This window comes from Streptomyces sp. JLBG701 (assembly GCF_058544905.1).
Window position 1 is genome coordinate 5,562,372 of record NZ_CM178588.1, and the last position, 18,711, is coordinate 5,581,082.

Below are 18,711 nucleotides of genomic sequence, written 5' to 3' on the forward strand. Positions count from 1 at the left end.
TCCTCCTCAGGCCGCTTGGGCGGGTCGGTAGCGCAGCTTGGCCACGTAAGCGGGGATGGCATCGGCGGGGACCCTGCGCAGTCGCCCGACCATGACCGACTCGATCTCTCCGGCGAGCACGAGCCGGAAGCACGTCGTACGGCCGATACGGAGCCGCTGGGCCGCCTCTTCCACGGTCAGAAGCACGAGGGACGGGTCGAACGGGTCCCGCCCCCCAGCGGTCACCTGAGGCTCAGGCATTCGTCGGTTCTCCTTCCGTTCCGGGGGCGGGTTCGAGGGATGCGGCAAGCCAGGCTTCGGTGTTGGACAGGCCGGTTCCGGCGAAGACCCAGTGGGCGAGGACGTACGTGGTGTCGGGCTCGTGGTCGGGGTTTGTGGCTGCTGCTTGGGCACGGCGCCATTCGGCGCGGGCGTCGCGGAGGGCGCCGAGGGTGGTGGAGTAGCGGCGGGACTTCGTGGAGAAATGGCCGCGGAAGCCGAGCATGTGGGCCCAGGCGCGGAGGCGGAGGTGTTCCAGGTCCTTGCGGGCGCCCAGCGACCATGCGGTGCGGATCAGTCGTCGGGCGTGGTCACTGATGTCGAGCTGGGCCAGTTCGGCGGCGAACTTCAGCGGCCGGTCGAGAGCTCCCGTGGCAGCCTCGGCGCCCTTGGTGGCGTACTTGGCGATGTACGCCGCTACGGCTCGCTCGGTCAGCTCCTGGCCGTCGTTGAAGTCGGCGGAGCGGATGGTACGGACGTCGAGTTGGCGGCCGAAGGCGAAGGAGTGCGAACGTCCGTCGATGACCGGGCCGTCCACGTGGACCTTGGCTGTGGCCGTGCGGATGGCGTCGGTGAGCAGCTCGGCGGTGGCCCAGGGCGGGGGTGGGGTGTCGCCGCCGGAGGGGCCATCGATGCGGATGACTGCGTGGAAGTGGACGGCGCCGCGCTTCTGGTACTCGGCGACCTTGGCGAAGGACACGCGCGCGTGCTCGCGGAACCGCCGCTGGGACAAGCCCGCGCGCTTGGCGACCTCTCGGCGGACGTAGGTGGAGAAGCGCCTCCAGAGCGGACCGGCATGTGCGTTCCAGAGCACGGCGGCTTCGTAGTCGTAGGTGTCCGGGTTGAGCGGAGTGCCAAGGGCGTCGTCGTCCTGGTCGTGCATGACCCCGCAGCGGCACGGACGGACTGCGCCGGCCGGACCGGTCGGGCGGTTGTGGACCGGGCCGAAGCTCGGTGCAGTGAAGGTGGCGAAGACGCGTGGGTGGGTGGCGACGTGTTCCGGGGTGCCCTTGCCTCCGCGCAGGCCGGAGGTGATCAGGTGGAAGGTGTCGCGGCGGTAGACCTCGGAGCAGGCCGCGCAGCGAGTCGCACGGCGGTTGTTGCAGCGGACGAGGAGTTGGCCGGCCGGGAGCGTCGACGAGTCGAGGTGGCGGCGGACGTTGCCGATCTCGCCGGTCACGGTGTCGACGTCGTACTCGGTGCGGTGGCCGTCGAGGCGGATGGGGTTGGTGCAGCCGCCGAGGCCGGAGAGCTGGCGGAGGATACCCGGGAGGGTGCCTTGCGAGGCCAGGTTCGAGAGTTCGGGGAGTGGGGCCGGGGTGGGGCGGGTGAGGATGGCTTGCTCCTTCTGGCTGGCTCGGTCAGGAGAGACGGGCCCCGGGGCGGCGAAATGCTTGGTCGTGTGCCGCCGCCCCGGAGGCCAGGCGCCGTTCAGCGCCGGTGGTGTTCGCGGAGCAGGGAGCGCAGGACCACGGCGGCGATGGCTACGGAGATGGCCGTTGCGGCTACGGCGGCCAGGAGCGCGGTGAGGACCACGCCGCCCACGAGCACGGCCGCGACCGCCTTGTTGTCGATGGAGATCGACGGGAGCGGGGGCCGTACGGGCGCGGGTTCCGTCGGGGCGTGGGTGTGCGCGGGCGGCGGGGTCGGGTTGTCGGGGTACTTGGGCAGGAACACGGCGAACCCTTTCTCATCTACTCGTCTAGTCATGTGAGCCGTTTATGACGTCCACGCCGGAGCGCGTGCCGGACTCGATGGCGGGGGCGAGGAAGGTGTGTGAGAGCCAGAAGCCGAAGAGGGCAATCAGGACGACGATCCAGGTGCGGACGCCGAGGAACTTGACCGCTCCCCAGGCGAAGAGGCCGAGGACGACGACGAGCGGCAGGCTGACGGTCACGGTGTGCGGTGTCCTTTCAGCGGGCGGGGCAGCGGTGGGTGCGGGCGGCCAACTCGGCGGCAGCGCGGCTGTCGTAGTCGGCGGAGAAGCCGCAACGCGGGGCGGTACAGGCGGCGGTGTGTTTCTCCTGGCCTCGGCTGTCGTAGTACGTGCCGACCTGGACGGGGCCGATGCGGATGACGTTGCGGAAGCGGCGGTTGGCGGTCACGTGGGTCTCCTTTCAGATTTGGGCGGCGATGGCTTCGGCCATGGGAGCCGGGACGCCGAGGCGGGCGCGGAGAGTCGGGGTGTCGATCGGTGTGCCGGTGCGGGTGTGGTGTTCGGCGGCGACCTTGCGGGCGTGGTCGACCAGGGCGGTCGGTACGGGAACGGCGGGGCGTTCGGGTATTGCCTCGATGGCCGGTTGGGCAGGTGTCTCGGGAGCGGGTTCGGGCGCGTCCTCCTGGTCCTCAATGGCCTCTACGTCGTTGTCTGTTGGGGTCGGTGTGGTGTGGGCGAGGAGGGTTCCGCCGAGGAAGGCGACTGCGGGCCAGCCCGCGACGAGGATGCGTAGCCATGCCGGCACCTGGTGCAGGTCGAGGAGTCCGGCGGTGGCTACGTTCGCGCCGAGGGATGCGGTGAGCGCGATGACGAACCAGCACCACCCGGACGCTTTGGCGTCGCCGGAACGGAGTCGGCGCCAGGCGGCGACGAGCAGCAGGTCGACGCTGATCGGGTAGGCCCACGCTTTCCAACCGTCCTGTCCGGCCGCCGAGGCGATGTCGTGCAGGTGGGCGAAGGACAGCGCGGCGGCGATGAGCGCCTGGACGAGCACCGCGTCGACACGGGCCAGGTGGGCGCGCATGGTGCGGCTCCTTCCGGGTTCGGGCATGGGAGGGGTAGGGACGTGGCGTGAGGCGGTCACGCCGGCCGGGTTGGGGAAGGTCAGTCGGTCACGGGTCGCGGCTGGACTGCGGGAGCCGTCGGGGTCTCGACCGGTCGTACGGGCACGGCGGGTTGGAAGGGCTTGAGCGCGGGCAGCGCGGGCGTCAGGTGCGCCGACTCGCGGCAGATCTCGGCGGCGTGGCCGAGGGAGAGGTAGAGAGTGCGGATGCGGGACCAGCCGCCGGAGGTGTCACCGGCGACGGCCAGGCCGGGGCGTTCGGGGGCGATGGCACAGGCGGCGTAGACCGCTTCGGGGGCGATGTCGCCGAGGGCCATCTTGGCGGAGGCTTCGTCGTTGACGCGGTGGCAGACGCGGCCGGTGAGTTGGGCTCGGAGCATAGTGGCGCCCTTGCCCAGTTCGGCGCCGAAGCGCTGCCCGCAGACCTCCAGGTAGATGCCGGCGGCGCGGCCGAGTTGGGCGAGGCGAATGAGCTGGGTGACCATCTCGTCCCGGCGTTCCTCGTCCTTCCTCGTGGCGACGAGGAAGAGTTCGGCCACCTCGTCGACGAACAGCACGATGGGTACCGGGCGTTCGTGCTCGGGCAGGCCCCAGATGTCCGAGGTGATCTCCTCTTGCGGGGTGCTCGGCGCGATGCCCTGCCGGGCCTTGATCAGGTCGTATCGGTCCTCCATTTCCTTCACGAGCGCGGGCAGCAGTTCGGCCGCCTCGTCCGGGTCGGTGGCAAGCGCCGAGAGCCGTGAGGCGAAGGGCGCCAGTTCCACGCCCCGTTTGCAGTCGATGCCAACCAGGGCGACCGGCTGCCGAGCGAGCCCTGAGACCAGATGCCGCAGGTACATGGACTTGCCGGACAGCGTGGCGCCCAGGGTGAGTTGATGCGGAACAGTTCGGTAGTCGCGTACGAAGGGAGTCGCGTCCTCCCGCAGCGCCACAGGCACCTTCAGGAACCCGGCCTCGACCCTGCGAGGCATCTTCACCTTCCGCAGGACGTCGAAGCCGACGAGCCGCAGTTCGACCACACCGGGCTTGACGGTGGTGACGTACACAGCGTGAACGCCCCAGGCGTGCCGCAGCCGTTCGGCGGAGGCGGCAACGTCGGCGGGCTCCTGGCCCGGGGCAAGCCGGAGGCGAAGCCGCAGCCCCGTCGAGGTGGGCCGGATGATGCCCCGGCGCGGCGGTACGGGCCGGACCTCCCGGCGAGTAGTGGCCTTGACCGCCAGGCCGCGCAGCCGGGACGGCACCACGGTCAGACCGCACGCTTCCATGACCGAGCCGTACGAGCTGAGGAGTCGGGCCGTGGATATCGGACCGCCGACCACGGACCAGTAGACGCTGGGGTGTTGGGCCCGGGCGTAGGCGGCCCCACCGCCGAGTGCGGCGAGGGGACCACCCACCTCCAGGAGCGTCGTCAGGTCGGTCATCAGGCGGCGGCCTCGGTGGTGACCGGGAAGGCGGCCGGAGTCACGGCGGCGGCGCGGAAGGCGATGCCGTGGCGCTGCTGCCCGTTGAACACGCTTTCCCAAGGCCGGGCGATCAACCCCGGCAGGGAGACCGGCGCGCCGAGCGTCAGTCCCTCGGAAACACCGCCCTCGGGAACGGTGACCTTGATCAGCGACGACTCGCCGTCCTCGATGTGGACGACGCCGATCGTCATCAGCGGCTCGCCGCTGACGGCGTCGGTGGCCCGCTCGCCGGTCTGGCGGTCGCGGACCTTGGGCTCGGGCGCCTCGGTCAGCAGGATCGTTGCGGCCGAGGTCTCAACACGGATGGTACGCAAGGAAGTTTCCCTATCTACTCGTCTATACATGATGCGATCCGCGAACCCAATCTTCGAGGTCGCGACGATCACCCTGCCACACAACTTGCCCACTCGTCTATACGAGTATGCCTGTTGGGGCGTACGAGTTCGGGAAGGCGTCCCCGCGCACCACGGCCGGTCATACGCTCACGTCGCCGGGAGCTGGTACGACAGGACGTACGCGTCCGCCGCCATGACGGTGTCGCAGACCTCCACGGCCCGCCCCTCGGTGTCGAACGCGGTCCGGATCAGGTGGATCACGGGCACGCCGGAGGCCAGGTGGAGGGTTTTGACCTCGGACGGCGAGGGCATCCGGGCGCGGATCTCCTCCTCGAAGTGGTCGAGGCGGTGGCCGAGTTCTTCGAGGCGGGCGTAGATGCCGCCGGGTCCGGGGTTCGGCTCGGCGATCTGCGTACCGCGCGCGATGTCCAGCGGGAGATAGGAGGTGGCGAACTCGACCGGCCGCCCGTCGAGGAGATACCGGCGCCGTCGGGCAAGTACTCGCCGTACGGAGCCGAGCCGGGTGGAGATGTCCTGACTGGCCTTCTCCTCCTTGACCTCCAGGCCATCGACCTGGGGGTGACTGCCGGCGGCATCGGCCTCGACGATGAACGCGGACTTGCCCTGCTCCCGGTGCCGCCGCGCGAACCGGTCCGAGGCGAGGCGCCGCACGGGCGGCCGGGGCCGCACGAACACGCCCTTGCCGTGCTCGGCGTGCACGAGCCCTTCCCCTTGAAGGACGGAGAAGGAGTTGCGGACCGTCATACGGGAAACCCCGTAATGGTCCACAAGCTCAGCCTCGGAGGGCAGTTTCTCGCCCTCTCTGAATCGCCCACGGTCGATGGCCTCACGCAGCTGATCGGCGATCTGCCGGAAGACCGCACGATCGCTCGTGGGGTCGAGGTCGCCGAGCAGGCCGGAACTGAGAGGACTCACGCGTACTCCTTTAGGTATCTAGACGAGTGGGCGAGTGTTGTTGCTACGGTGGAGAGCCTAGTCAGCCGAGAGGGCCGAGGAACGTGAGCACTGACCGTCCGCACTCCGTGAGCGTCGCCGGAGTCATCGTCGACGACCAGGGCCGGGCCCTCCTGATCCAGCGGCGCGACAACGGCCAGTGGGAACCTCCGGGCGGCGTCCTCGAACGCGAGGAGACCATCCCCGAGGCCCTGCAACGCGAAGTTCTGGAAGAAACCGGCGTCAAGATCGAGCTCCCCGCGACCCTGACCGGCGTCTACAAGAACATGACGGGCCTGATCGTCTCGCTGGTCTTCCGCTGCGAGGCCGCCGACGGCACGCCCACCACCGGAAGCGAAACCCGCGCGCTGCGCTGGGCCACCCGTGAAGAAGTCTCCGACCTCGCCGACGAGGCGTACGCGATCCGCGTCCTGGATGCGCTCGACGGGGCATCCCCGCCGGCCATCCGTGCCCACGACGGCGTGAAACTCGTCTAGCCCGAACCCGCTGCACATGGCGGCCTACCAGCACGAAGGAACTTGTATGCACGAGTATACGAGCACGGCTCGGGTCTGGGGACTCACTTGCCCAGGTTTCCCGGAAGAGGTCAGCCGGGCCCGCCGTTGGACACGGGACATCCTGCGTGGCTCGCCACTGGCCGAGGACGCCGAGCTGATCGTGAGCGAGCTGAGCGCGAACGCGATCCTGCACACGGCCAGCGGGCAGGAATCCGGCAGTTTCCACCTGGCCCTTGCGGTGTCCGCCCAGGTGATCGCCCTCTCGGTGACGGACGACGGCGGCACCGGCACGGCCCCGAAGGTCGAGCACCAGGACGAGAACGCCGAGCACGGCCGGGGCCTGGGCATGGTCAGCGTGATCGCGCACCGGGTCGTGGTCCACGACAGCGACGGCGGCCACACGATCACCGCGGAACTCTTCACGGACGCCCGCCGGGGAGGTCTCCCGTGCTGATGGACAAGCCGCAGCGGGGCTACTGGTGCGAGTGCTGGACCGAAGACCTCACCGACACGGGGCGGCCGGCACTCCGGGCATCCTTCGACGCGTACTCGGCACCCCAGGCGGACAGATGGGTCGCGGTCGCACTCCGCACGATCTCACCGGCACTCGACCCCGACGCGTCAGAGGAAGCGTGGGCCTGGCTGTACGAGGGCCGCATCCAGACGAGGAGTGCTCTCCTGCGCGCCGAACCCTGCGCGGTTTCGGTCACCCACGCCCGCACCCGCATCACCTGGACCATCCGACCAGTGATCTTCCTGCCGCTCGCACACCGCCAAGGCTCCGAACTCCCGCCCTGTGCACACGACTTCAAGCCCTACGACAGCTGTCCCCTGTAGCGGCAGGTCATCACTAGGGTGCCCGTATGACGGAGACGGGGAAGGCCAGACGAGCGCCAAGACAACTGAGCGAACTGTACGACGCGCACGGCTTCCTCGAGGAAGTACGACTGCGCCCGGGTATGTGGGTGCGCGGCAGCTCGTTACAGCATCTGAACTCCATGCTGCTCGGCTACCGGGTCGCGCTGGACGTCCACGGCATCGAGGAGCCCTTCGACTTCTGGTCCCCCGGGAGTCAGAGCTCATTCGCCGAGTGGCTGTGGGGCCAGCCAGGCATGCCCAACGCCAGCTCCTTGGGCTGGGCGACAGAGATCGAGCGCGCGGCCGAGAAGGCCGACAGGCCCGCCATAGAGATGTTCTTCGAACTGTGGGACGCGTTCCGCGCCGCACACCACGATGCCCAAACTCCGAAACAGCAATCGCACCAAGCAACACCTGAGACCCAACAGCCCCCTGCCACCGACTGAGTTACAACTTTCTCTACAGTTTCAAGGCGGCTCGCTCCGCTCCCCGCGCGCGGCCCGACCCCCGGCCGGGCCTGCGCTCCTGTCTCCGCCCCGCTCCAGCCCGGCCGGTGTCCGTGCCGCGCGCACAGCAAGTCAGCCACTTGTCGACAGAAGGGGGCGGTTCGAAGTAGTGCACAGTAGAGGTGCATCAGACAAGATCTCCAGCAGCACGTAACGACAGTTGATGGCTAGCCGTTGTACGGTGACGTCGGTGATGGAGTCGGCCCAGGAGGAAGCGTGCAGGAGTCGCGCACCCCAGAACACGATCAAGTGAGCATTGTGCTTGTCGGCTCCTTCAACGCAAAGGTCTTTCAGCCAGCATGGTTTGCAGCACATGACTTGATTCGCCAGGAAGAAGCTGACGAAGCCAATGTGCAGGTTATCAGCAATGACGTATCCGTCTGGGAATCCAGTTGGTTTCGCCTAGAGGCCCTGAATGACAGGTGGACGCTATTCACTAGGGCGACGCCAGCCGTAGAAATGTTGCGCGATCTAGCGCTCGGCACATTTGACCTGTTGCGGCATGACCCGATTTCAAAAATCGGCCTCAACTCGCACAGTCATTACGCGATGCCGAGTCGGGAAGCACTAGACAACTTTGGACATGCAGTCGCCCCCAAAGATGATTTTTGGCGACCCGTGATGGAAGACCCACGGCTGCTCTCTTTGACCGTCATGGGTGAGCGCGACGATGGACACCAGGGTAACGTCCGCGCAAAAATTGAGCCCTCGGCAAGAATCACAGATGGACTCTTCGTTGATGTTAACGACGAGTACGTTAACAATGATTCACTCTCCGCCGAATGGGCAACCTCCATTATCGGCAACGAGTGGGACAACCACAGGGCACGGGTGGCTTCAATTCGGGATAATATTGTCAACAAGGCTTTGGAGATGCGATGACCGTCGAATCAGCAGATGTAGTAACTGCGGAAAGTCGTGTTGACGTCAACGCTCGGGAGGTTACCCGGATTCCTGACCCGAAGCTCGTTCCGTCCTCTAATCTCACTGCACTCAATAAGAGCAGCCCCACGACTACAAAGCTAGACGAGTCGACGGGCCGTGTTCGAAATCAAGCGTTTCGCAAGATCACGCGTCGCGCAGACAGTAAGCAATTCATCCCTCTCGCCCGATGGGAGGGAGTGGTCTCGGAACGCTACGATACTTATTTCGTAGCGGAAGTAATTGATCTCGACAACAATGAACCCGCCACTGCGGAGTTCAGTATATCCGACCTAACGCCGGGTGATGTTCAGCTCTGCGAGCCAGGTGCCCTCTTTTACTGGACGATCGGATACGACGTAAAAGAGGGAGGTCAGCGCAGCCGAACATCTGTCATCAATTTTCGGCGGCTAGGCCGCACCTCAGAGTGAGCGTCCAGCTTGACTAACAATAACCCCATGCAAGCAGTGCTACTACATCCCCCCGACATTGACCAGGTGGAAGTAAGCGTGTTCGGGCCTGGCGTCGGTGAATGCATCGTGGTCCATCTAGGAAATTCGGAATGGATGGTCGTTGACTCCTGCGTGCGCACAGGATCAAAGACCCCTATTGCCATCGAGTACTTGCAGCAGCTTGGCGTCAGCATCGCTGATTCAGTGAGCACCGTGGTTGCCACACACTGGCATGATGACCACGTAAAGGGTATATCTGCCCTGTTTCGCGAGGCGGTAGGAGCCCGCTTCTACGCAGCTGGCGTCTTTCGTGGAGACGAGTTCCTGGCCGTCGCACAGCGCCCTCAGCTGATCTCAAAGTTCACTTCCGGTATCGACGAATTGTCTGCAGTTCGAGAAATTATCGAACAGAGAAGATCGTCAGGTGGAACTCACCTAGGGCAGGTCAGCGCGGTGAACAGAATCTCATTCACTCCCAGCCGGATTGTTAAGGAGATTTGGGCTCTTAGCCCCTCTTCTGGGGAAGTTGAGCGCGGAGTTGAGCAAATTGCAGCACTCATCGATGCGCAATCTAATAAGGCTGCTCGAATCCCCGATCTACCACCAAATGATGTCAGTGTGGTTCTTCACCTAGAAACATCACTCGGAGGCATCCTCTTGGGAGGGGATCTAGAGCACCACCGCGCGATCAGAGATAGGGGTTGGCACGCTGTAATAGACCACCCTGGACGTCCAGAGACGAGAGCAACTTTTTACAAGATCCCCCATCATGGATCCGAAAATGCGGACTGTCCTGAAATCTGGCAGCATCTCCTCTCGGATGAGCCTGTATGCGTCCTGACTCCATTCGAGAGGGGTAAGACTCCACTACCCCGCCCCACAGATATCGACCGGATTCGTACGCAAGTGGACAGCGTTTTCGTAACCAGTGCGCGCAGATTTGCAGCATCACGCAGAGGAAATGGTGTCGACAAGGACATTCGAGGTGCCACGCGCTCTTTCCGGCCGCACACTTTGCAAATGGGTCATATTCAGGCGCGATCCGTCGGAGGAGTGTGGGAGGTGCGGGGGAATGAGGCAGCCATCACCTGCTAATGGAGCACTGGAATCATCGCCGCCGGGTCGTCACTGCTGCCCTGGAGACCTAAATAGCGTCGTAAGGCCCGGTGGACCTACAGCGAGACACACGCGCGCCTAGTCCGTCGGCGAACCCACCATCATGGCTGGCTGTCGGGGGCTGAGGCGCAAACGTTTCAAGATCCAGTCTTTACCCGAGCGAGTCAGCGCAGGGCCGTGCCATTCGTGTGCCAGATCGTGCGGGGTGCAACGGGGAACGCCGGGAATCCGCTGACCGCCCACGGGGCCCGGACAACGCTCCGCCGCAGGTCAGGCCCGGAGCAACCGCTAGATGCCCTTAGCTTCCCAAGCTCAGCGCTACAGAGCCATCTGCGCTGCCAGGTGGTGATCTACGCCGGAATGGCCAGGGCCAACTCGCCATCGACGCCGGTATGTTGACTAGGGCAACGCACCGCTTGACGGCCGTCGAGGTGCCGGGTACGCGTGGGCTCCGCGGGTTCAGAGACCTCAGGGAGGTAGTACATGGCAGTCGACGGGGAGGCCGAGCCACGGTCATGGAGCGCGGGCCTATGGCAGCGGACTTCGGCCGCAAGTCTGAACGAGTGGCGATCTTCGTCGCGCAGCCTCCTCCAGCCGCATTTGAAGTCCCTGTGCGCAGCGATCAATACGGTTGCCGCTGCAACAGATACCGCCGAGGCCGTGGCTGACCGGCTGGCTCATGTTCTCGACCGCTGCGACGATCTGGAATTTCGGGATCCCGCCGAAGTGACCGCCTACATGATCCTGCACCTAGCCGACCGGTACGGGCGCGTGACGCAGACACTCGAGCGGCTATTCACTGCGGGCCATCTGCCGATCCGCCGGCAGCGACTTTCGGTGCTTGAGGTTGGGGCCGGACCAGCTCCCGCCCTCTACGCGGTGCACGACTTTTACGACGACCTGGCACTGTGGGCCCAGACCACAAAGCAACAGGTCGAGTTCGCTCCTGCCACAGAAATGCGTGCCTTGGACAGAGGGCCAGCCTGGAGCCGCCTGTTGCACCACTTCTCGGAAGAGATCCATCAAGTTCGGCGGGAAGTGCCTACGTTCTCGGGCACTCTCCCCTTCGGAGTGACGCATCCTGACTTCACTGAATTTTCTGTCCTTAGAGAACATGTCCGTGAGTTGGAATCGAAAGCTCAGCTAATTGCTGATGAGTTCGACAGAGACGACGAACCAATCAGCCCGGGTTTCGCTCGGATGCTGGCTCAGGAAGAGGGCATCCGCACTCCCAGTGCCTATGACCTAGTGGTTATGTGTAACTTCCTCACAAACCAAGAGACCGTCGCGCTTTTCCGCAAGGAGATCCGCGACTTGGCCCACAGCCTCACGCCTGGAGGGTTGCTCGTCGTACTAGGCAGCGCGACAAAGAGATATGCCCCCATCTGGGCCGACCTGAAGCAGCTTCTACAGAACACGGGTCTGACGCCGCTCGCACTGTTCGAGGAACCGATCGCAGCAAATTCCGATCCGGCCCGAGCCGCACTAATCCGTCACCAGGTACGCAGTTCGTTGAATACCATTCATTGCGAAGGGGGATCTCTGCCCCCGAAGCTGGGCGATCCGGATAAGGCCTATCGGAAGTTCCCCAAATTCCGAGCCCTGATCTGGAAAAACCAGAATCCTCCGCGTCGCGGACGACGATTGCACTCTGCCAGGTAACGGGGCCACCACCCAACGCTTACGACAGAACACCACTGCAGAAGCGAGTCAGCCCGAGTGGCGCAGAAGCGCACCAGAACGAGCGGGGAATCACGGTGAAAGCAGCCCCGCCGAACGAGGCCACCGTCTCGCCGTTCGCCCAGGTCAACGCCCGAACCAGCCGCAAATGATCGCAGCTTCCCAAGCTGAGACTCTTTGGGAGTCGAGCCGCTTCGGAGTTCTCCCCACGGGTCTGCCGTCGCAGCTTGCTCCGGTCGTACGGCACCGGCAGCGCGGTTGAGGCCGGTGGTGCGGCGAGGCACATGCGCACCTTGTCGGTTCGTTGACCCGCCACCGTGGCTGACTGTCCTTGACCGAGGCCCACGAAAGCACGGTTCTCGACCGAGGCACGAGGGTAGTGACGTCGACGTGAGCGATGACCACAAGGAAGAGCTACGCAGTCTCGTCAGCAGCTTGGGCGCTGACATCCGTGAAACGGACTACCGAGCCGCGTATGACGCAGCCGCGAACATCTGCTCCGGCATCTTCGACAACATCCCGGTAGACCTCCACAACGTCGTACACGAGGCGGTCATGGCCGGATATGCGGCCGCGCTGAGCGACCTTGAGGAAGGCAAGTTGGACGACCAGGTTCGAGAGCGGTCCGCGACCATCGAGTGAGGCCCTGCGTCTCGGGCCGTCTCAGTTTCCGTCTCATTCAGCGCCGTTCACGGTCGTTCAGGCAAGACCCAGGGGTGTCTCTGTCTCGGCGGTCAACCACCCGTGAACCCAGGTGAACGCCCCCGAACGACGCCCAAGCCCCCACCACCACAGTTGGAAAGCGTGTTGGGGGCAACCCCTCACGAGTTCGAATCTCGTATCCTCCGCCAGTGCCTCACCGGGCACGATGTCGAAGGGCCCTGCTGCTTGCAGCGGGGCCCTTCTTCGGTTCCGTTGGCCTCCACCATGACCCGACTGTCATCAGCAGCGCCGCACTCCTCCAGTACCTTCAAAACCGCGGCGGGTGGGCCGTTGATCTGGACGAGCCATCGACGCCACCCTGCTGGCGCTCGCAGCCGGCCTGCACCGCCAGGATCCATCCTTCGTCGCCCTGCGCTCCTTCGCGCCGTTGGCAGCCGCATCATCACCGCTGAGCACGACATCGGGCTTCTTGGCGAGGCCCGGAGCTGTCGTCAACGAACCCGGCACGTGGTGGACATCTGCCTCAACGGCGTCCACTTCGCCTCTCCCTTCGACGGTCAAGGCCACCAGTCCCGAAGCCGCACCGAAGAAGCCGTGGTGATGCCTCGCGTCACCTGCGCGATGCGGGACGCGCCTTCGCTCTCTCCCGCATCCACGGCGTGATGCCCGCGTAGGACGGTGGCCAGGCCGAGGCGCCCGATGGCACCCCACAAGGCGCCTCGCGAGATATACTTGATCCAACATTTGATATCAGGAGGCGTATATGAGTCGGACGGTTATCGACCTGGACGACGACCTGGTCGCGGACGTGGCGAAAGCTCTCGGGACGAGCACCAAGAAGGAGACCGTCAACACCGCTCTTCGCGAAGTGTTGGAGAGCCGGCGTCGCGCCCTGGCTCTCGCCCGGCTGCGGGCCGCGGCGGGCGACGGCGCATTTGATCTGGAGCTGTTCGAGAACAAGGAGAACTACCGCCGGTGAACGCGGCCCAGTTCCTGATCGACACCAGCGCGCTCGCGCGGTTCATGCGCGGGGACGCAGAGCAGTACGGCTGGGACCAGGCCGCCGCGGCTGGACTCATAGCGACCTGCCCGATCACCGAGCTCGAGTTCTTCTACAGCGCACGGTCAGCTGCCGACCGGGCGCGCGGCATCGAGGACATGCGGCTGATCTTCGGCTGGGTTCCCGTCGACGACCGCGCCTACGACCGTGCCTGGCAGGTCCAGGAAGCCCTCACCAAGCAGGGGAAACACCGAAGTGCCGGAGCGGTCGACCTGGTCGTCGCCGCGACCGCTGAGCTGCAGGGGCTCACCCTGCTCCATCGCGATCACGACTTCGAGTGCATCGCCGCAGCGACCGGGCAAGCCCTCCAGTGGTACGGCCCGGAACACGGCAAGTAGGTCAGCAGTAGTTGCAGTTTTGGTTGCGTTCACCGCCGTACGACATCGTTCAGAAGCCCCACCTGAGTCGACTGCACCGCAGGTCAGAACGCTCCCGCACATCCCCGTACCCCCAGACGAACATTTGGAAAGCGTGTTGGGGGCAACCCCTCACGAGTTCGAATCTCGTATCCTCCGCCAGTGCCTCACCGGGCACGATGTCGAAGGGCCCCACCGCGAGGTGGGGCCCTTCGTCGTTGTCCTCGGCCCTCGTTGTTCTGGTTTTTGTCCACAGGGCCACATGCGCCAGCCGAGGTCGGCCGCGCCTGTACCTCGTGCGCGTTGGAACGCCGACGCCTGGAAGGCCAAGTTGCCATGCCGGGAACAGCCGGTCCGGCCGGCACGGTTGCATCGACCGAGGGACCGACGCCGTACAGGACCGTGGTACGCCCGCCGTGCACTCGGACCAGGACGTATTTCTGCAGGAGGACTGTTTCATGACTGACCGACCCTTGACGCTCATGGCAGTACACGCCCACCCCGACGACGAGGCCACCGGAACCGGAGGGGTCCTCGCGCGGTACGCGGCCGAAGGCATCCGCACGGTTCTCGTGACGTGTACCGACGGCGGTTGCGGCGACGGACCAGGGGGTGTCAAGCCGGGCGATCCCGGGCACGATCCGGCGGCAGTCGCCCTGATGCGCCGTCAAGAACTCGAAGCGAGCCGTGACGTCCTGAAGATCAGCGATCTGGAGATGCTGGACTACGCCGACTCCGGGATGATGGGCTGGCCGAGCAACGACGCCCCCGGATCCTTCTGGCAGACCCCCGTGCGGGAAGGCGCGGCCCGACTCGCGGAACTCATGCGGCACTATCGGCCCGATGTGGTCGTCACCTACGACGAGAACGGCTTCTACGGCCACCCCGACCACATCCAGGCCCACCGCATCACGATGGCGGCGCTGGAGATGACCGCGCTGACACCGAAGGTGTACTGGACCACGATGCCCCGCTCGATGATGCGGCGGTTCGGCGAGATCATGCGCGAGTTCGGAGAGGACATGCCGGAGCCGGATCCTGCCGAGGCCGCCGCGCTGGCCGAGATCGGTCTCCCCGACGACGAGATCACCACGTGGGTGGACACCACCGCGTTCAGCGGTCAGAAGTTCGACGCGCTGGCCGCGCACGCCAGTCAGGGCGACAACATCTTCTTCCTCAAGATGGGCAAGGAGAGGTTCGGCGAGTTGATGGGCACGGAGACCTTCGTACGCGTCCAGGACACCACCGGCACGGCCGTACCCGAGAACGATCTCTTCGCCGGACTGCGCTGATCCGCCCGTCCGCCCAGGAAAGCGCATCGAGCGCCTCGCGCAGAGGGACATCCCCGGCCATGAGTCGGTGGTGGAGAAGAGGAGACGGAGATCGCGCGGAAGGTGCTGTCCACAGCAGGCGAGATCAGCGACCGGATGGCGGTCGTCGCGGGGCCACCTCGCCCGCGCGCGTCCGCCGGGGGTGATCAGTCGGTGCCGTCGGCCCGGTTGTTCGCCGTAGCGGGAAAGAGGCGCTGGACGGCGGCGACGACCGCGGCGCGGCGGGCTGCCAGGGAGGGGTCGCGGACCTGGTCGGCGGCCGCGTCCACGAGGTCGAGCTGGCCGGGCCAGGCCATGGCGATCTGGTTGAGGAAGACGAGGATGTCGATGGGGTCCCAGGCGGGATCCAGGTGGCCCGCCTCCTGGGCCTTGCGGAGCTGCTCGACCTTGCGGCGGACGGTTTCCTGGGTGGCGGTGTCGGCTTCGTCGCCCGCGAGTTCCAGCCTGCCCCAGCTCATGAGCCGGAACCGGTCGGGGTGGCTGACGAAGTAGTCGTGCACGCGGCCGGCGTATTCGGGCAGGTCGGTGGGGTCCAGGCGGGTAGCCTCGGCCACCGCGGCGATCTCCTGTCCGGCGACGAACCCGTAGAGCTCTTCCTTGCTGCGGAAGTACGCGTAGAGGCGTTCCGAGCTGGTCTTCGCGGCCTTGGCGATACGAGTGATCCGTGCGCCGGCGATCCCGTACCGGGCGAACTCGGCCCTTGCCGCGGTGACGATGCGATCCCGGGTGGAGTCCGCGCTGGTCGAAGAGGTCATATCTTGAGACTACCCAACCAAAAAGCTTTGTTTGGCAAAGGCCACCGCGAACGCGTACGGTAAAAACAAAGATTTTGGTTTGATCTGCGTTCGACTTGAGGAGTACGTCATGCAGCACAGGACACTCGGCAGCCAGGGCCTGACCGTCTCGGCGATCGGCTACGGCTCGATGGGCCTGACGATGGCCTACGGCCCCGGCGGCGACGAACAGGAAGGCATCGCCGCCATCCGGCGCGCACACGACCTGGGCGTCACCTTCATCGACACCGCCGAGCTCTACGGCTGGGGCACCGGCTCCAACGAGATCCTGGTCGGCAAGGCGGTCAAGGGCTTCCGCGACGACGTGGTCCTGGCCACCAAGTTCGGCTTCGACCTGTCCGACCTGTCCAAGGGTTTCGGCCTCAACAGCCGCCCCGACAACATCCGCAAGGTCGCTGACAACAGCCTGCGCTACCTGGGTGTCGACCAGATCGACGTCTTCTACCAGCACCGCGTCGACCCGGACGTGCCGATCGAGGACGTCGCGGGGACCGTCAAGGAGCTGATCGACGCGGGCAAGGTCAAGTACTTCGGCCTGAGCGAGGCCGGCCCGGAGACCATCCGCCGCGCCCACGCCGTACAGCCGGTCTCCGTCCTCCAGACCGAGTACAGCCTCTTCGAGCGGGACGTCGAGCAGCTCTTCCCGGTCCTCGACGAACTGGGCATCGGCTTCGTCGCCTACTCGCCGCTGGGCCGCGGCTTCATCACCGGTACCGCCAAGCCCGCCGGCGAGTACGACGCCACCGACATGCGCAACGGCGACCCGCGCTGGCAGCCCGGCAACTTCGAGAAGAACGTCGAGGCCGTCGACAAGCTCGCCGACCTGGCCGCGGCCAAGGGCGTCACCGTCTCCCAGCTGGCCCTGGCCTGGCTGCTCACCCGCGGCGAGCACATCGTGCCCATCCCCGGCACCCGCAGCGTCCAGCGCATCGAGGAGAACGCCGGCGCCGCCGATGTCACCCTGACCGACGCCGACCTGGCCGCGATCGACGAGATCCTGCCCCACGGCGGTTTCGGCGCCCGCTACGCCGAGGAGCACGTGCCCACCTGGATCTGAGGTCCCGGGACCTGATCGCCTCCCGCCCGCCGGCGCTTGACGCATGCCGATATGGGCATACGATGGCGCCCATGGCACGAGCAGCGACGACGTCGGATGTCTTCAACGCGATCGCCGAGCCGCAGCGCCGGGAGATCCTGGTGCTGCTGCGGGCGGGTGAGCGGCCGGTGACCGAGTTGGCCCAGGAGCTGGGGATGACCCAGCCGGGGGCATCCAAACACCTGCGGGTGCTCCGGGAGGTCGGGCTGGTGCGGGACCGCAAGGCGGGCAAGCAGCGCCTGTACGGGCTTGACGCCCGCGGGCTGCGACCGGTCCACGAGTGGACCGGCGGGTTCGAGCGGTTCTGGAACGAGAGCTTCGACCGGCTTGACGCGTACGTGCAGGACCTAAAGCAGGCACGGCAGGAGGAGTGACCGATGGCAGCGACAGGACGGGACGCGCCGGCGCAGTCAGCGACGGCCGACCGCGAGATCGTGATCTCCCGGGTCATCGACGCCCCACGGGAGCTGGTGTTCGAGGCGTTCACCGAGGTGCGGCACCTGTCGCGGTGGTGGGGACCGGAGGGGTTCACCACCACCACGCGGGCGTTCGAGTTCCGCGTCGGCGGGGTGTGGGATTTCGTGATGCACGGACCGGACGGGACGGACTACCAGGAGTGGATCTCCTGGACCGAGATCGCCCCGCCGGAGCGGATCGCGCTGCTGCACGGTGAGTCCCGCGACGACCCGAACGCCTTCGAGTCGGTCCTCACATTCGCGCCCGCCGGCGCGGCGACCCGGATCGAGATGCGCACGGTGTTCCAGACCAAGGAGCTGCGCGACGAGGCGGTCGAGAAGTACCACGCGATCGAGGGCGGCCGGCAGACCCTGAACAACCTGGCTGCCTACGTCACCGAGCTCGTTCGGAAGGGAGTCGAGGACTGATGGCCGGAAAGGTGTTCTTCAGTGTGACGATGTCGCTGGACGGGTTCATCGCGCCCGAGGAGCGCACGGATGACCCGGGTGCGCGGCGCTGGATGGCGCAGTGGGCGGAGCTCCAGCAGTGGCTGTTCCCGCTGCGGTTCATCCGGGAGAACCTGAAGTTCGGCGAGGGCGGCGACGAAGGGCGCGACAACGACATCGTGCGGGAGACGTTCGAGCGCACCGGCGCGAGCGTGATGGGCAAGCGCATGTTCGACCTCGGCGAGCAGTCGTGGCCGGAGGAGGCGCCGTTCCACACGCCGGTCTTCGTCGTGACGCACGAGAAGCGTGACCCCTGGGAGCGGCCGGGCGGCACCATCTTCCACTTCGTCAACGACGGCATCGAGACCGCGCTCGACCAGGCCCGCGAGGCCGCCGGCGACCGGGACGTCCGCATCGCGGGCGGCGGCGCGACGATCCTGGAGTACGTGAACGCCGGCCTGGTCGACGAGTTCACGATCGCGCTCTCACCCGTGCTGCTCGGCTCCGGAACCCGCCTGTTCGAGGGCGTGGACGCGGGCCGCGTGGCCCTGGAGCCGGTCCACGCGGAGCCGACGCAGCGGGTGACCCACCTGACCTACGCGGTCCGGGAGCGGTAAGCGCTGTCGCTGTTGCCGACATCACGGGCGGATTTAACCCACCCTTCATGT

At 66.0% G+C, this 18,711-nt stretch carries 25 protein-coding genes; 15 read left to right on the plus strand and 10 right to left on the minus strand.

Annotated elements, in window-relative coordinates; translation table 11 throughout:
* Nucleotides 1-6: 6 nt before the first annotated feature.
* From AC5DRG_RS25580 to AC5DRG_RS25620, 9 genes are all read right to left on the minus strand, one after another.
* Nucleotides 7-240: an excisionase family DNA-binding protein gene (locus tag AC5DRG_RS25580; RefSeq protein ID WP_491801760.1), complete on the minus strand. Its 234-nt coding sequence runs from the start codon at nucleotides 238-240 to the stop codon at nucleotides 7-9.
* Nucleotides 233-1,549, minus strand: coding sequence for a replication initiator (locus AC5DRG_RS25585; RefSeq protein WP_491813150.1), 1,317 nt, complete (start codon nucleotides 1,547-1,549; stop codon nucleotides 233-235). The genes AC5DRG_RS25580 and AC5DRG_RS25585 overlap by 8 nt, the downstream gene beginning before the upstream one ends.
* A gap of 140 nt (nucleotides 1,550-1,689) precedes the next feature.
* Complete coding sequence (locus AC5DRG_RS25590; RefSeq protein WP_491813151.1) at nucleotides 1,690-1,935, minus strand: SpdD protein; 246 nt, start codon at nucleotides 1,933-1,935, stop codon at nucleotides 1,690-1,692.
* 25 nt (nucleotides 1,936-1,960) lie between these two features.
* Entirely contained in the window at nucleotides 1,961-2,155 is a 195-nt protein-coding gene (locus AC5DRG_RS25595; protein ID WP_491801762.1) for a hypothetical protein, read from the minus strand.
* A gap of 16 nt (nucleotides 2,156-2,171) precedes the next feature.
* Nucleotides 2,172-2,363: a mobile element transfer protein gene (locus AC5DRG_RS25600; RefSeq protein ID WP_491801763.1), complete on the minus strand. Its 192-nt coding sequence runs from the start codon at nucleotides 2,361-2,363 to the stop codon at nucleotides 2,172-2,174.
* Nucleotides 2,364-2,375: 12 nt separating this feature from the next.
* Nucleotides 2,376-2,999: a DUF2637 domain-containing protein gene (locus AC5DRG_RS25605; RefSeq protein WP_491801765.1), complete on the minus strand. Its 624-nt coding sequence runs from the start codon at nucleotides 2,997-2,999 to the stop codon at nucleotides 2,376-2,378.
* Between the two features lie 80 nt (nucleotides 3,000-3,079).
* Complete coding sequence (locus AC5DRG_RS25610) at nucleotides 3,080-4,459, minus strand: FtsK/SpoIIIE domain-containing protein (protein WP_491801766.1); 1,380 nt, start codon at nucleotides 4,457-4,459, stop codon at nucleotides 3,080-3,082.
* On the minus strand, nucleotides 4,459-4,815 hold the full coding sequence (locus AC5DRG_RS25615; RefSeq protein ID WP_491801767.1) for an SCO3933 family regulatory protein: 357 nt from the start codon (nucleotides 4,813-4,815) through the stop codon (nucleotides 4,459-4,461). The genes AC5DRG_RS25610 and AC5DRG_RS25615 overlap by 1 nt, the downstream gene beginning before the upstream one ends.
* A 168-nt stretch (nucleotides 4,816-4,983) precedes the next feature.
* Nucleotides 4,984-5,772: a GntR family transcriptional regulator gene (locus AC5DRG_RS25620; protein ID WP_491801768.1), complete on the minus strand. Its 789-nt coding sequence runs from the start codon at nucleotides 5,770-5,772 to the stop codon at nucleotides 4,984-4,986.
* Between the two features lie 107 nt (nucleotides 5,773-5,879).
* On the opposite strand from AC5DRG_RS25620, the gene AC5DRG_RS25625 reads away from it, so the two are divergent.
* The 11 genes from AC5DRG_RS25625 to AC5DRG_RS25675 all read left to right on the plus strand — a co-directional run bounded on the left by AC5DRG_RS25625 (nucleotide 5,880) and on the right by AC5DRG_RS25675 (nucleotide 15,212).
* Nucleotides 5,880-6,287, plus strand: coding sequence for an NUDIX hydrolase (locus tag AC5DRG_RS25625; RefSeq protein ID WP_491813152.1), 408 nt, complete (start codon nucleotides 5,880-5,882; stop codon nucleotides 6,285-6,287).
* Nucleotides 6,288-6,333: 46 nt separating this feature from the next.
* Nucleotides 6,334-6,762 (plus strand): ATP-binding protein, encoded by a 429-nt coding sequence (locus AC5DRG_RS25630; RefSeq protein ID WP_491801769.1) that lies wholly within the window; start codon nucleotides 6,334-6,336, stop codon nucleotides 6,760-6,762.
* On the plus strand, nucleotides 6,762-7,145 hold the full coding sequence (locus AC5DRG_RS25635; protein ID WP_491813153.1) for a hypothetical protein: 384 nt from the start codon (nucleotides 6,762-6,764) through the stop codon (nucleotides 7,143-7,145). Before AC5DRG_RS25630 ends, AC5DRG_RS25635 begins: the two co-directional genes overlap by 1 nt.
* 26 nt (nucleotides 7,146-7,171) lie before the next feature.
* Nucleotides 7,172-7,612: a hypothetical protein gene (locus AC5DRG_RS25640; RefSeq protein WP_491801770.1), complete on the plus strand. Its 441-nt coding sequence runs from the start codon at nucleotides 7,172-7,174 to the stop codon at nucleotides 7,610-7,612.
* Between the two features lie 276 nt (nucleotides 7,613-7,888).
* The gene (locus tag AC5DRG_RS25645; protein ID WP_491801771.1) at nucleotides 7,889-8,554 is read left to right on the plus strand and encodes a hypothetical protein; all 666 of its coding nucleotides are present in this window, start codon (nucleotides 7,889-7,891) and stop codon (nucleotides 8,552-8,554) included.
* Nucleotides 8,555-9,051: 497 nt separating this feature from the next.
* Nucleotides 9,052-10,140: an MBL fold metallo-hydrolase gene (locus tag AC5DRG_RS25650; protein ID WP_491801773.1), complete on the plus strand. Its 1,089-nt coding sequence runs from the start codon at nucleotides 9,052-9,054 to the stop codon at nucleotides 10,138-10,140.
* Nucleotides 10,141-10,644: 504 nt separating this feature from the next.
* On the plus strand, nucleotides 10,645-11,823 hold the full coding sequence (locus tag AC5DRG_RS25655; RefSeq protein ID WP_491801774.1) for a hypothetical protein: 1,179 nt from the start codon (nucleotides 10,645-10,647) through the stop codon (nucleotides 11,821-11,823).
* A 408-nt stretch (nucleotides 11,824-12,231) separates the two neighbouring features.
* A complete protein-coding gene (locus AC5DRG_RS25660; protein ID WP_491801775.1) occupies nucleotides 12,232-12,483 on the plus strand; it encodes a hypothetical protein in 252 nt (83 codons plus the stop codon).
* A gap of 784 nt (nucleotides 12,484-13,267) precedes the next feature.
* On the plus strand, nucleotides 13,268-13,483 hold the full coding sequence (locus AC5DRG_RS25665) for a type II toxin-antitoxin system VapB family antitoxin (RefSeq protein WP_023548893.1): 216 nt from the start codon (nucleotides 13,268-13,270) through the stop codon (nucleotides 13,481-13,483).
* Nucleotides 13,480-13,902 carry a PIN domain nuclease gene (locus AC5DRG_RS25670; protein WP_491801776.1) on the plus strand — a complete coding sequence of 141 codons (423 nt, stop codon included), beginning with the start codon at nucleotides 13,480-13,482 and terminating at the stop codon, nucleotides 13,900-13,902. Before AC5DRG_RS25665 ends, AC5DRG_RS25670 begins: the two co-directional genes overlap by 4 nt.
* Before the next feature lie 476 nt (nucleotides 13,903-14,378).
* Entirely contained in the window at nucleotides 14,379-15,212 is an 834-nt protein-coding gene (locus tag AC5DRG_RS25675) for a PIG-L family deacetylase (protein ID WP_491801777.1), read from the plus strand.
* Between the two features lie 185 nt (nucleotides 15,213-15,397).
* Here AC5DRG_RS25675 and AC5DRG_RS25680 read toward each other — a convergent pair whose 3' ends face one another.
* Nucleotides 15,398-16,006, minus strand: a complete 609-nt coding sequence (locus tag AC5DRG_RS25680; protein WP_491801778.1) for a TetR/AcrR family transcriptional regulator — start codon at nucleotides 16,004-16,006, stop codon at nucleotides 15,398-15,400.
* Nucleotides 16,007-16,115: 109 nt separating this feature from the next.
* On the opposite strand from AC5DRG_RS25680, the gene AC5DRG_RS25685 reads away from it, so the two are divergent.
* The 4 genes from AC5DRG_RS25685 (at nucleotide 16,116) to AC5DRG_RS25700 (ending at nucleotide 18,660) form a co-directional block, all read left to right on the plus strand.
* The gene (locus AC5DRG_RS25685; protein WP_491801779.1) at nucleotides 16,116-17,102 is read left to right on the plus strand and encodes an aldo/keto reductase; all 987 of its coding nucleotides are present in this window, start codon (nucleotides 16,116-16,118) and stop codon (nucleotides 17,100-17,102) included.
* A 71-nt stretch (nucleotides 17,103-17,173) separates the two neighbouring features.
* Nucleotides 17,174-17,515: an ArsR/SmtB family transcription factor gene (locus tag AC5DRG_RS25690; RefSeq protein ID WP_075033765.1), complete on the plus strand. Its 342-nt coding sequence runs from the start codon at nucleotides 17,174-17,176 to the stop codon at nucleotides 17,513-17,515.
* A 3-nt stretch (nucleotides 17,516-17,518) separates the two neighbouring features.
* The gene (locus AC5DRG_RS25695) at nucleotides 17,519-18,025 is read left to right on the plus strand and encodes an SRPBCC family protein (protein WP_491801780.1); all 507 of its coding nucleotides are present in this window, start codon (nucleotides 17,519-17,521) and stop codon (nucleotides 18,023-18,025) included.
* Nucleotides 18,025-18,660 carry a dihydrofolate reductase family protein gene (locus AC5DRG_RS25700; RefSeq protein ID WP_491801781.1) on the plus strand — a complete coding sequence of 212 codons (636 nt, stop codon included), beginning with the start codon at nucleotides 18,025-18,027 and terminating at the stop codon, nucleotides 18,658-18,660. Before AC5DRG_RS25695 ends, AC5DRG_RS25700 begins: the two co-directional genes overlap by 1 nt.
* Nucleotides 18,661-18,711 lie beyond the last annotated feature (51 nt).